The 13,916-nt window shown below is 31.9% G+C and carries 9 protein-coding genes; all 9 read left to right on the top strand.

What is annotated here, in order from left to right:
* The first annotated feature begins 65 nt into the window (after positions 1-65).
* The 9 genes from P161_RS17980 (at position 66) to gldN (ending at position 13,239) form a co-directional block, all read left to right on the top strand.
* A complete protein-coding gene (locus P161_RS17980) occupies positions 66-1,658 on the top strand; it encodes a family 16 glycosylhydrolase (RefSeq protein ID WP_036841203.1) in 1,593 nt (530 codons plus the stop codon).
* A gap of 3 nt (positions 1,659-1,661) precedes the next feature.
* Positions 1,662-2,501 carry an endonuclease/exonuclease/phosphatase family protein gene (locus tag P161_RS0103495; RefSeq protein ID WP_026775683.1) on the top strand — a complete coding sequence of 280 codons (840 nt, stop codon included), beginning with the start codon at positions 1,662-1,664 and terminating at the stop codon, positions 2,499-2,501.
* Between the two features lie 6 nt (positions 2,502-2,507).
* Positions 2,508-4,817: a beta-glucosidase BglX gene (gene bglX / locus P161_RS0103490; protein ID WP_036841201.1), complete on the top strand. Its 2,310-nt coding sequence runs from the start codon at positions 2,508-2,510 to the stop codon at positions 4,815-4,817.
* A gap of 120 nt (positions 4,818-4,937) precedes the next feature.
* Complete coding sequence (gene topA, locus P161_RS0103480) at positions 4,938-7,454, top strand: type I DNA topoisomerase (RefSeq protein ID WP_026775681.1); 2,517 nt, start codon at positions 4,938-4,940, stop codon at positions 7,452-7,454.
* A 34-nt stretch (positions 7,455-7,488) separates the two neighbouring features.
* On the top strand, positions 7,489-8,649 hold the full coding sequence (locus P161_RS0103475) for a formimidoylglutamase (RefSeq protein WP_026775680.1): 1,161 nt from the start codon (positions 7,489-7,491) through the stop codon (positions 8,647-8,649).
* 106 nt (positions 8,650-8,755) lie between these two features.
* Complete coding sequence (gldK, locus tag P161_RS0103470) at positions 8,756-10,117, top strand: gliding motility lipoprotein GldK (protein ID WP_026775679.1); 1,362 nt, start codon at positions 8,756-8,758, stop codon at positions 10,115-10,117.
* Between the two features lie 28 nt (positions 10,118-10,145).
* The gene (gene gldL, locus P161_RS0103465; RefSeq protein WP_026775678.1) at positions 10,146-10,787 is read left to right on the top strand and encodes a gliding motility protein GldL; all 642 of its coding nucleotides are present in this window, start codon (positions 10,146-10,148) and stop codon (positions 10,785-10,787) included.
* 48 nt (positions 10,788-10,835) lie between these two features.
* Positions 10,836-12,368 carry a gliding motility protein GldM gene (gldM, locus tag P161_RS0103460; protein ID WP_026775677.1) on the top strand — a complete coding sequence of 511 codons (1,533 nt, stop codon included), beginning with the start codon at positions 10,836-10,838 and terminating at the stop codon, positions 12,366-12,368.
* 16 nt (positions 12,369-12,384) lie between these two features.
* On the top strand, positions 12,385-13,239 hold the full coding sequence (gene gldN / locus P161_RS0103455; RefSeq protein WP_026775676.1) for a gliding motility protein GldN: 855 nt from the start codon (positions 12,385-12,387) through the stop codon (positions 13,237-13,239).
* Positions 13,240-13,916 lie beyond the last annotated feature (677 nt).

Raw genomic sequence — 13,916 nt, 5'->3', positions numbered from 1 at the left:
AAATGAATCCCCCAACTTTTTCGATACTCTTCTTCTTTAAATTGTTTTCCTTTAAATTTTTACACATGCGCTTTGTATCAATATTTATTATAGCTCTTTTATTTTTTTCTTGTAATAATTTTTTACCTGATAAAAAGATAGAATTTGCAGAAAATCCTGTGGTAGCTCATAGAGGTGCATGGAAAGCTAAAAACCTTCCAGAAAATTCAATTGCAGCTTTAAAAGAAGCTATCAACTTAAAATGTACGGGTTCTGAATTTGATGTTAGAATTACCAAAGACAATATTTTAATTGTAACTCATGATCATGATTATAACGATTTAATCATCGAAGAAACCAATTACGAAGAATTAGCAAAATCACCTCTTTTTAATGGAGAAAAACTGCCTACTTTAAAAGAGTATTTGTTAGCAGGAATGGACAATAATGCTTCAACTGGTTTGGTTTTAGAAATTAAACCAAGAGCAACCAAAGAAAAAAATATTTTTATTACAGACAAAGTTTTAGCCTTAGTGGATGAGGTAAAAGCAGAAAACTACATCCATTCTTATATTAGTTTTAGCTTGGATATTTTAAAGAGAATTGTTGAGAAAAAGCCAACTGCAAAAACCCAATATTTAGATGGTTCTAAATCTCCAGAATTTTTAAAAGAAGCAGGAATTTCAGGGTTAGATTATTTGGTGTATAAACTTAAAATTAAACCACAACAAATTCAAGAAGCAAAAAACTTAGGAATCACTTTAAATGCCTGGACAGCAAATTCTGCAGAAGATATAGATTGGTTGTTAGCAAATGAATTTGATTACATCACTACAAATGAGCCAGAATTGGTTTTTCAGAGGATCAAAAAATCGCCACTTCAAAAAGGATATTCATTAGTTTGGAGTGATGAGTTTAATTACAAAGGCAAGCCAGACCCAGCAAAATGGGGATATGATTATGGTTTTATAGCAAACCAAGAAGAACAATATTATACAGATAGTTTAAAAAACACGAGAGTAGAAGATGGAAAATTAATTATAGAAACTCACATAGAAACAATTGTCAATAAAGATTATGGAAATCCAGAATTTTTAAAGAAAAGTTGGAAAAAATATGCAGCCGAACGTAAAACAGGAAAGTATACTGCTGCAAGGTTAACTACAAAAGATTTAGCTTCTTGGAAATATGGACGTTTTGAAATTAAAGCAAAACTTCCAGAAGGCGTAGGTTTATGGCCTGCAATTTGGATGTTAGGCGAAAATAAAACCGAAGTTGGCTGGCCAGAAGCTGGTGAAATTGATATTATGGAACATGTTGGTTTTAATAACGATACTATTTTTGGAACGGTACACACCAAAGCCTACAATCATAACAAAAATACAGAACAAGGTAGAAGTATTTTTATCGAGAAACCTTATAATGATTTTAATGTGTTTGCCTTAGAATGGACTCCAGAAAAAATGGACTTTATTTTAAATGATACTGTTTACAATACTTTTAAAAACGAACATAAAACTACTGCAGAATGGCCTTTTGATCAACCATTTTATTTGATTTTAAATGTGGCAGTTGGTGGTATGTTAGGAGGTCGAAAAGGAATTGATGATTCCGTTTTTCCACAACAAATGGTTGTTGAGTACGTTAGAGTTTATCAAAAAGAAAAAGAAAAAGAATAAAATATGAAAAACCTACTACTGTTATTGCTGTTGATTTTAGCAAGTTGCACATCAAAAGAAACCGAAAGTTTAAAAGTGATGACGTATAATATACGTTTGGATGTTGCAAGCGATGGCGAAAATGCGTGGACAAAAAGAAAAGATTTTTTGATTTCTCAAATAAAGTTCTACGAACCAACAGTTTTTGGAGTGCAAGAAGCAAGACCAAATCAAATGGTGGATATCAATAGCAATTTATCTACTTATAGTTTTATTGGACAAGCAAGAGATGGTAAAAATATTGGTGAATATTCTGCAATTTTTTATGATTCCACAAGAGTTTCTTTTTCAAATGAGCGCACATTTTGGTTGTCTGAAACTCCAGAAAAAATATCAAAAGGTTGGGATGCTGCTTATCCAAGAATTTGTACTTATGGATTAATGAGTTTTTTAAATTCCGAAGAAAAAATATGGGTTTTCAACACGCACTTAGATCATAAAGGAAAGGAAGCACAGTTAAATGGTATGAAATTAATTGAAGCTGAAATCAAAAAAGTAAATACAAAAAATTATCCTGTAATAATTATGGGCGATTTTAATGTAACTCCAGAAAGTGAGCTTATTTCAAATTTAAAAATCAATTTTAACGATGCTAAAGAATTGGCTGGAGCAAATGCTTTTGGTCAAGAAGGCACGTTTAATGGTTTTAAATTTCAAGATTCTATAAAAAATAGAATCGATTATATTTTTATATCAAAAAAAGCAAATATCAACCTAAAAAAATACGGGGTTTTAACAGATTCTAAAGATTTAAAATATCCTTCAGACCATTTTCCTGTATTTGTAGAATTTCAAAATAAATAATTTAGTATGCGTATATCAACAAAAATTTCACTTATAATTTTTATAGTAAGTATTGGTTTTTTAAGTTGTAATAAAATAGAGAACACAACCGAAAATTCATCACTCAATAAAGAAATAGAACGTAAAGTAGATTCTGTTTTAAATTTAATGACTTTAGAAGAAAAAATAGGGCAAACTGTGCAATATTCTGTTGGTGGAGCTTTAACAGGGCCAGGTTCTTCAAGTAGTTCTAGAGATAAACATGAAAAAATTAAAAACGGACAAGTAGGTTCGCTTTTAAATGTAGTTTCTGTTGCAAGAGTTCGAGAAATGCAGGAGTTGGTTATGGAGAATTCGCGCTTAAAAATTCCTTTAATTTTTGCTTACGATGTTATTCACGGTTTAAAAACTATTTTCCCTATTCCTTTAGGAGAAAGTGCAAGTTGGGATTTAGATTTGATGAAAAAATCAGCAACTATTGCAGCCAAAGAATCTGCTGCTTCTGGTTTAAACTGGACGTTTGCACCCATGATTGATGTTTCTAGAGACGCAAGATGGGGTAGAATTATGGAAGGTGCAGGAGAAGACCCATATTTAAACTCGGTAATTGGTGTGGCAAGAATTCAAGGTTTTCAAGGAACTGATTTGGCTAATGAAAATACAATTGCTGCCTGTGCAAAACATTTTGCTGGGTATGGTTTTGCAGAAGCTGGTAGAGAATATAGTACAGTTACAGTGGGTGAATTCGAATTGCACAATATGATTTTACCACCTTTTAAAGCAGCTGCAAAAGCGGGTGTTGCCACTTTTATGAATTCTTTTAATGATATTGATGGAATTCCTGCAACAGGACACAGAGCATTGCAAAGAGATATTTTAAAAGGAGATTGGAATTGGAGTGGTTTTATAGTTTCGGATTGGGGTTCTATTGGAGAAATGAAATCCCATGGATTCGCAAGAGATAAAAAACATGCAGCAGAAATTGCCCTAAATGCAGGGAGTGATATGGATATGGAATCGTATGCTTATGAAGCTTCTTTAGCAACTTTATTAGAAGAAAATAAAATTTCTCTAGCATATTTAGATGATGCTGTTAAACGTATTTTACGTGTAAAATTTAAATTAGGTTTGTTTGATGATCCTTATAAATATTGTGATGAAGAAAAAGAGAAAACCGATATTTATACGCCAGAACATTTAGCAGTTGCAAGAGATGCTGCAAAAAAATCGATTGTATTATTAAAGAACGATAATGCAATTTTACCAATTTCTAAAAGTGTAAAAAGTATCGCAATTATTGGTCCTTTTGGTGATAATAAAAATCAACCTTTAGGTAATTGGAGAGGAAAAGGCGAGTATAATTCAGCGGTTTCTTTATTAGAAGGTGTAAAAGCTAAAGTTGATGAAAACACTAAAATTTATGTTGAAAAAGGAGTCGATTTGTTAATTCCGACAGTTGCCCCAGGTCAGAGGCAATTTTTACATCCTTTAAAAATAAATACCGAAAATAAAAACGGAATTGCAAAAGCTGTTGCAGCTGCTAAAAAAGCAGAAGTTGTTTTCTTAGCAATTGGCGAAGATGCGTTTCAAACAGGTGAAGGAAGAAGTCAAGTTGATATTGGGTTTGCTGGTTTTCAAAATGAATTACTAGAAGCTGTTTACAAAGTCAATAAAAATATTGTGTTGGTTTTATCTAATGGAAGACCCATGGATTTAACACGTGCAAACGAAATTTTACCAGCAATTTTAGTGACTTGGCAATTAGGTTCAGAGTCAGGCAATGGTATTGCAGATGTGTTGTTTGGCGATTATAATCCGTCAGCAAAATTACCAGTTTCGTTTCCAAGAAATGTTGGGCAAGAGCCATTATATTACAATCAAAAAAACACAGGAAGACCTTATCACCCAAAACACGTAACGTATGCAGGCTACACAGATGTAGAAAAATGGCCACTATTTCCTTTTGGATTTGGGTTAAGTTATACTACGTTTTCTTACGATACTATAAAGGTTGATAAAGCAACAATGTCATCCGAAGAAAAAATTACACTTTCTGTAGATGTTACAAATTCAGGAAATATTGCTGGAGAAGAAGTTGTACAATTATATATAAGAGATTTAGTAGCAAGTATTGTAAGACCTGTAAAAGAATTAAAAGGTTTTGAGAAAATTTCTTTAAATGCTGGTGAAACAAAAACGGTTTCTTTTACTATTGATAAAGAGGTGCTTCAGTTTTATACCATCAATAAAAAATGGGAAGTAGAAGCTGGAGAATTTCAACTTTTTGTAGGTGGAAATTCGGCAACAAAACTCGTGCAAAAGATAACTATTGAATAATTTTTCTCATAAAATTAACGTAAAAATCACTTTAAAAAAAAATTATAAAAAAAAACTACATACTTTTGCAGTCCAAAAAATGCAGTTTGATTTGTGTTTTTTAAGACAAACGAAAGATATATGGCAAAGAATTTAGTAATTGTAGAGTCGCCAGCAAAGGCAAAAACCATAGAAAAATTTCTCGGAAAAGATTTTCAAGTAGAATCCAGCTATGGGCATATAGCAGACTTACCTTCTAAAGAATTAGGAATAGATGTTGATGGTGATTTTAGCCCAAAATATATTGTTTCAGATGATAAAAAACCAGTTGTTAAGAAATTAAGAGCTTTAGTAAAAAAAGCAGACACTGTTTGGTTGGCAAGTGATGAGGATAGAGAAGGAGAGGCAATTGCTTGGCATTTAAAAGAGCAATTAGAGCTAAAAGATGAAAATACAAAACGTATTGTTTTTCATGAAATTACCAAAAAAGCTATTTTAAAAGCAGTCGAAAATCCTAGAGATATTGACTATAATATGGTAAATGCGCAACAAGCACGTAGAGTTTTAGATAGGCTTGTTGGGTACGAATTATCACCAGTTTTATGGCGAAAAGTTAAAGGAGGTTTGTCTGCAGGTAGAGTACAATCTGTAGCAGTTCGTTTAATTGTGGAAAGAGAAAGAAGCATTCAAGAATTTACTGCAGAAACTCATTATAAAGTAGTTGCAGAATTTTCTAACAACGAAGGCAAAACCTTTAAAGCTACCATTCCAAAGAATTTCGATTCTAAAAAAGCTGCAGAAACTTTTTTAAAATCGTGCGCAAAAGCAGATTTTTCAATTGCTGATTTAACCAAAAAACCAGCAAAAAAGTCGCCAGCTGCGCCTTTTACAACATCAACATTACAACAAGAAGCATCTAGGAAATTAGGTTTTGCTGTTGGTAGAACCATGCAAGTTGCACAACGTTTGTACGAAGCTGGTTTGATTACCTATATGAGAACAGATAGCGTAAATTTATCTGTGGATGCTAGAAATGAAGCTGAAGAAGAAATTACAGCTTCCTATGGAAAAGAATATAGCAAACAACGTGTTTTTAAGTCGAAAGCAAAAGGAGCGCAAGAAGCTCACGAAGCTATTAGACCCACCAACATGAAAATGCATTCTGTAAATGTTGAATATGATCAAGATAGATTATACGATTTAATTTGGAAAAGAACCTTGGCTTCGCAAATGAGCGATGCTTTATTGGAACGTACCAATATGAAAATCGAGAATACTGAAAACTCAAAAATCTTTACTGCAAATGGAGAGATGATAAAGTTTGAAGGTTTCTTAAAAGTATATTTAGAAGGTAAAGATGATGATGAAGAAGAACAAGCAGGAATGTTACCAAACTTACAAGTTGGTGAAGCTTTAGACTATACATTTATAAACGCAACACAGCGTTTTACAAGTCCACCTTATCGTTTTACGGAAGCATCTTTGGTAAAGCAATTAGAAGAATTAGGTATTGGAAGACCATCTACTTATGCACCAACAATTTCTACAGTTCAAAGAAGAGGGTATGTAGAAAAAGGACAGAATGAAGGTGTAGAAAGAGAATATGAACAAATGATTTTAACTGATGGTTCTGTAAAAAGTGAAATTTTGACAGAAAAAACAGGTTCAGATAAAAATAAATTAGTCCCTACAGATATTGGGAATATTGTAAACGACTTTTTAGTCGCTAATTTCTCTAATATTTTAGATTTTGGTTTTACTGCCAAAGTAGAAAATTCTTTTGATGATATTTCTGAAGGTCAAGAAAATTGGATAGAAATGATTAAAGGTTTCTATGGCAAGTTTCATGATAATGTAGAAGATGTAAAAGAAAATGCAGACAGAGAAAGTGGTGAACGTATTTTAGGAAAACATCCAGAGTCAGGCAGAACTGTTTTGGTGCGTTTAGGTAAATTTGGACCTATTGCACAAATTGGAGCACCAGAAGATGAAGAAAAAGAATTCGCGAGTTTAAATAAAGATCAGAATTTAGGTACAATTACCATGGAAGAAGCCTTGGAGTTGTTTTTATTGCCAAAAACTTTAGGAACTTATGAAGGCGAAGAAGTAATTGTTTCTAATGGACGTTTTGGGCCTTATATAAAATTCGGAAGCATGTTTGTTTCTTTAGATAAAGGTGAAAATCCAATGGAGGTTGATTTGCCAAGAGCAGAAGAGTTAATTGTTGCCAAACAAAAAGCAGATGCTCCTATTTATCATTATGAAGATTTGCCTGTACAAAAAGGTGTTGGACGTTTTGGACCTTTCATAAAATGGAATGGCATGTTTATCAACGTAAATAAAAAATACGATTTCGATAATCTTTCTGATGATGAAATTGTAGAATTAATTGAAGTTAAAAAGCAAAAAGAAATAGACAAGGTGCTTCATAATTGGGAAGATGTTGGTATTCGAGTAGAAAAAGCAAGATGGGGAAGATTCAATGTTTTAAAGGGTAAAATTAAAATTGAGCTGCCAAAAACTACAGATATAGAAAACTTATCGAAAGAAGAAGCTGTTAAAATGATTGAGGCAAAAACCCCGAAGAAAAAAGCGGCAAAAAAGAAACCTGCAGCAAAAAAGAAAACACCAGCTAAAAAAACTGCAAAAAAGAAATAATCATTTGGTATATTGCATACCCAATTAAAAATTGATGAATCAAGATTTTTTATCCCCTGTTAAAGAAACTGCGTTAGCGCATCTAATAATGCATTCTCCTCATTGTTTGGGGAATAGGATAAAAATACACACTGAACAAGATGGTTTTCCTGATTTAAATGATGTGAAAATTGCAATTTTTGGAGTAGAAGAAGACAGGAATTCTGAAAATAATTTTGGTTGTGGAGACGATTTGCATTTCATCCGAAGAAAATTATACGAACTTTTTCCTGGAAAATGGGATGCTGAAATTGCAGATTTAGGAACCGTTTTAAAAGGTCAGGAAGTTTCTGACACCTATTTTGCAGTCGCAGATATTATCACATCACTTTTAAAAAAGAATATTATTCCTGTAATTATTGGTGGTGGGCAAGACATAACCTATGTAAATTACAGAGCTTACGATTCTTTAGAACAAACCATAAATATTACTGCTGTTGATAGTCGTTTTGATTTAGGAGGTTTGGATGATGAATTAACCTCACAATCTTATTTGAGTAAGATTATCATGCAAAAACCGAACAATTTGTTTAATTATAGCAATGTTGGGTATCAAACCTATTTTAACTCTCAAGGAGAAATCCAATTGTTCGACTCTTTATTTTTTGATACTTGTAGGTTGGGAATGGCTAAGGAATTAGAAAATATAGAACCCGCTTTTAGAAATGCTGATATTGTATCGATCGATATTGGTGCAGTAAGGCAAAGTGAAGCTCCTGCTAATAATAATGCCTCTCCAAATGGTTTTTATGGTGAAGAAATTTGTGCAATTTCTAGATATGCAGGTATTAGCGATAAAGTTTCCTCTTTTGGTATTTATGAGTATAATTCTAAATATGATAACAATCATCAAACAGCAAGTTTAATTGCGCAAATGATTTGGTATTTTATTGAAGGTGTTAATTTTAGAGTAAAAGATTACCCTTTTTCTGGCAAAGAAAATTATCAAAAATTTACGGTTTTAATGGAAGATGATGATCCACTTGTTTTTTATAAAAGCAACAAAACTGGCAGATGGTGGATTGAGATTAATATTTTATCAGATAATAAATACAAAAGACATGCGTTAATACCATGTACATACAAAGATTACTCAGAAGCTACAAAGCAGATTATACCAGAAAGATGGTATAAAGCAATGAAAAAGATGATGTAATTACAAAATATATTAAAAAACAATACGTTAAAATGTAGTTTCAACATTGTATTTTAGCAAAAAAAATAATAGGTTTACGAACTTTTAGTAAAGACAAAAATAAAATATGAAGAAAGCAGCAATATTTGCACTTTTAATGACCGTTTTTTACAGTTGTGGTTCTAATGATAGAGGAGAATTAGTGGGCGTAAAGAATACTAAAAAATGGTTTTCAGAAAAACCTTATGGAATGGCCTTAATTCCTGGTGGTTCTTTTACAATGGGTAAGCAAGATGAAGATCTTTTAGGAACCATGAGTGCTCCTACTAAGACAGTTACTGTAAGACCTTATTATATGGACGAAACCGAAATTACAAATAAAGAATATAAAGAATTTGTATTTTGGGTTAGAGACTCAATAGTTAGAACAAAACTAGCAAACCAAGCAGAATTTGCAGCTTTAGGAGCAACAGATGATCCAACAGGTAATAATCGTACTTCTGGAATACAGAATTACGCTTATAGAGTTATGGACACTACAGATTCTAATGCGTATCAAAAATATATGTATGACAATTATTATCAATTTGATACCATTAAACCTTTAAATTGGGAAGAAGATATTGTTTGGAAAAAAGAAGAATTTCCTGATGTAGATTATGTAGAAGTGATGGATTCTCTTTTTATTAGTAGAGAGGAAGCTGTAGATGGAATTAGAACTTTTAATACGAAATCTTTAAACTACAAATATTCTTGGTTTGATAGAGATAATGCTGCTAGAAAAGGGGGTAGTAGAAAAGATTTTGTACAATCGGAAGTTTTAAATATTTATCCTGATACAACAGTTTGGGTAAAAGATTTTAACTATTCTTATAACGATCCTATGCACCAAGATTATTTTTATCATCAATCTTATGGAGATTATCCTGTAGTTGGTGTAACTTGGGGACAAGCAACTGCTTTTTGTAACTGGAGAACAAAAAAGAAAAATGATTATTTAAGAGGTAAAAAAGGATCTGTACAAGTGCCAGATTTTAGATTGCCAACTGAAGCTGAATGGGAATATGCAGCTAGAGGTGGTTTAGAATTCGCAACATATCCTTGGGGTTCTGGAGGAACAACAAGCGATCGTGGTTGTTTCCTAGCAAACTTTAAACCTGTTAGAGGTAATTATTCTGTAGATGGTGCTTTATACACCATGGAAGCTAAATCTTTTAATGCAAACGATTATGGTTTGTATAATATGGCAGGTAACGTATCTGAATGGACAAATACAGCCTATAATTTATCATCTTACTACATGGCTTCTACAATGAATCCAAACGTAGAAGATAGAAAAAACAAAAGAAAAATAGTTAGAGGAGGTTCTTGGAAAGATGTTTCTTATTATTTAGAAGTAGCTTCTAGAGATTACGAATATGCAGATACTGCAAGAAGTTATATAGGTTTTAGAACCGTTCAGAATTACATTGGTACAGCAAACAAATAAATACTAAAAAAATAAATTTTAAAATAAAATGGCACAGTCAAAAACTAAAAAGAAATTATTTAACATCGCTTATAATGTTGGAGCATCAATTGTAATTTTAGGAGCATTATTTAAGTTAAACCACATTAGTTTTGGGCCTTTAAATGGTTCTACAGTATTAGCAGTTGGTTTAATAGCAGAGGCAATTATTTTCTTTTTATCAGCATTTGAATCTGTAGAAGACGACTTAGATTGGTCTAAAGTATATCCTGAATTAGGAGAAGAAGGTATTATTGTTGAGCAAAAAGAAAAAGTTGGTGCAGAAGGTATGTTGTCTCAAAAATTAGATAATTTATTACAAGAAGCAAAAATAGATTCTAATTTAATGGCTAGTTTGGGTGCAAGCATGAAAAACTTTCAAGGAGCAGCAGAAGGTTTATCAGCAGCTTCAGAATCTATTTCATCAACCAATAAATACAATGAGCAAGTTTCTATGGCAGCAGTGCAAATGGAGTCTTTAAACAATTTATATAAAGTTCAAGTAGAAAATACGACCAAGCAAACAGAATTAAATTCTGCTGTTGTAGAAAATACAGAAAGATTAAAAGATCAAATGGATTCTTTAGCAAAAAACTTATCTTCTTTAAATGGAGTTTATGGAAACATGCTTTCTGCAATGTCTAGCAAATAATAATTAGTTGAATTATAAAATAAAAACTAAAAAAACTAATTAGAAAATATGGCAGGAGGAAAAGTTTCAGCAAGGCAGAAAATGATTAACTTAATGTATCTTGTTTTCATTGCAATGTTAGCAATGCAAATGGATAAAGAAGTTTTATCAGCTTTCGGTTTTATGAACGAAAAGTTAGAGGCAAATAACATCTCTACAACAGAAGAGAATAATGCAGCGTATGCAAATTTAGCAGTAAAAGCATCTGAACAAGCTGCGAAATTTGGCGAGTTAAATAAGCAAGCAAAACAAATAAAACAATATTCATCAGATTTTTATGCGTATTTAGGCGATTTAAAAACCAAGATGACAGCAGATTTAGAAGATAAAACAGCTTATGAATCTATGGATAAAACTGAGTTTTTAAACTCTTACTTTTTTGCAGGTGATACATACACTGAAGAAGGACAAGAATTTTTAAAAAAAATTAATGATTACAGATCTAATTTAATTGATGTGGTTGGTGAGGATAGTAAATTTTCATCAACAATAAAAAATAGATTTTCTACAGATCCAGTTATCAATAGTAAAACAGGTATTGAAGTAGAATGGTTAAAAGCACGTTATGAAGGTTTCCCTTTAGTGGCTTCTTTAACAAATCTTACGCAAATGCAAGCGGATATTAAAAATACAGAATCCGATATTGTGACTGCTTTATTAGGTGGGCAGATGGAAGAGGCTTTATCGTTAAACAATTATACTGGTATTGTACGTTTAGATAAAAGTGCTTATTTTGCTGGAGAACGTGTAAAAGGAGAAGTTGTTTTGGGAAGATATGATGCTTCTTTAGTGCCAGATAAAGTTACTTTAAACGGAGCAGACGCAACAAAATCTGTAAAAAATGGTCAGGTAGTTATTGACATGCCTGCAGGAAATGTTGGCGAAAAAGAAATAAAAGGAACCATATTTTTTACCGAAAATGGTGAAAAAATTCCTGTAACTTTTGAAAGTAAATATTCTGTAATTGCAGAACCAAGTTCGGCTGTAGTTTCTGCAGATAAAATGAATGTTGTGTATAGAGGATTAGACAATCCTATTTCTGTATCATTACCTGGAGTTGGAGATAATAATTTAAATGTTTCAGCTTCTGGAGGAAGTTTATCAGGTAGTAATGGTAAATATAGTATTAGACCAGGCTCAGGAGATATTGCAACCATAAACGTAAGCGCAAAATTAAGTAGTGGAAATACTGTGAACTCTAAAGCGACATTTAGAGTTAAAGATATTCCTGCAGCAATGGGTTCAGTTCGTGAGCAATATGGAGTGGTAAGAATGCCAACCTCTGGTTTAGCAAACTCACCAATATCAGCAGGTTTACCAGATTTTGAATTTGATTTAACTATTAGAGTACAAAGTTTTAAAATTAAAGTTCCTGGAGAATTAACAATTATAGTAAATGGTACAACTTTAAATGCAGCCGCTAAAAAAGCATTAAGTAAAGCTGGTAGAGGAGATCAAATTAATATTTACGATATCCAAGCAACAGCAAATGGAGTGCCGCTTAAAAAAGTATTACCAGTTACGATAGAGTTAACAAACTAGGATTAAAAAATAAAGTATGTATAGAAATTGTTTCATAGTATTTTTCGCCCTTTTAACTTCAGGTTTAGTAAATGCGCAAGCAAACATTCTAAATGCAAAATCTGCTGAAGATATAGGTCAGAAAAACGAGCAACAGCTGTTGGCAGATAATGATGGCCCAATTCCTTATGGTTATGTAGATGATAGAGATGTAATGTGGTCTAAAGTTGTGTGGGAGTTTGTAGATTTAAATCAGAAAATAAATTTACCTTATTATTTTCCAATAGATACTACAAATATTTCTGGAGATAGAAGGTCTTTATTTGATACTTTGGTTAAAGGAATTAGACAAGGAAGTATTGAAGATGCCTATTCAGATTCTTTTTTTACAACTAAAATTACAAAAGAGGAAATCGAATCTCGTTTGATAAATGTTCGTACAGAAAATGGATATTCTGATACCTATAGATTACAAGCAGAAGACATTGGTGGTTACATGCTAAAAGGAATGTGGTATTTTGATAAACGTCAAGGCGAATTAAAATACAGATTATTAGCGTTAGCACCAATGGGTAAAGATGTGCAAACTTTAGGAGTTCAAGGAGTAGAAGATGCAAGTTTGTATGAGCTTTTCTGGGTTTTCTTTCCATCTGCAAGAGAAACTTTACACGAATCTAAAGTATTTAATGCCATGAATGCATCTCATCCAATTTCTTATGATCACTTGTTAAATGCACGTAGATTTAGTTCAGTAATTGTAAGAGAAGAAAATATTTATGGAAACAGAGCTATCGAAGATTATGTTCGAGGTAATTCATTATTCCAACTTTTAGAAGCTGATAAAATTAAAGAAGACATCAGAAACAGAGAAATTGATATGTGGAATTACTAGTGAAACTCTAATTTAAAAATCACAAAGTGATGAATTTAAATTAGTAAGTTGAACTAATTCCGTTGAAAAACGGAATCTTAACACATATCTTAATAAAATCAATATTACCCTGCAAGGTTTCCAAAACTTTGCAGGTTTTTTTTGTAAATTATTTTTATTTGAAGCTATTTCCTGCTTTCAGCACTCGCTTTTTTTGCATGAAAAATGCAAAAAAGAGCTCAAATATTAGCCTGTCTTGAGCGCAGTCGAAAGGCTTCAATCAGGGCTAAAATTGTTTGCAAACTTTTAGAAAAATTAAGTTTTAGAATTTCTTTTCTACTTATTTTTTCATTTCGACCTTAGGAGAAATCACATAATCTTGCTCAACTTTATGTGATTTCTCAATCGCTTAAAAAAAACATTTCAGGAATGACAAATTTTATAGTTTACAACTTTTTCAAAGCATAAATGATAACTCACAGTTTTGTCTTTTCGACTAAAAGGAGAAATCACATAAACTTGCTCTATTTGATGTTATTTATTTTATGAGATTTCTCCAAAAAAGTCCTTTAGATTAGCAAAGTATAATTATTGCATTTAATTCATATATTTAGAACACTAAAGAATTGTTACTTTTTTAATGAAAAAGAATGGAGTGAACTTGTCAAAAGTCCAGATTAATAAGATCTATACTTCGT

Source organism: Polaribacter sp. Hel_I_88 (genome assembly GCF_000687935.1).
In the GTDB taxonomy this organism is placed as follows: domain Bacteria; phylum Bacteroidota; class Bacteroidia; order Flavobacteriales; family Flavobacteriaceae; genus Polaribacter.
This window is presented reverse-complemented; position numbering and strand designations above follow the sequence as displayed.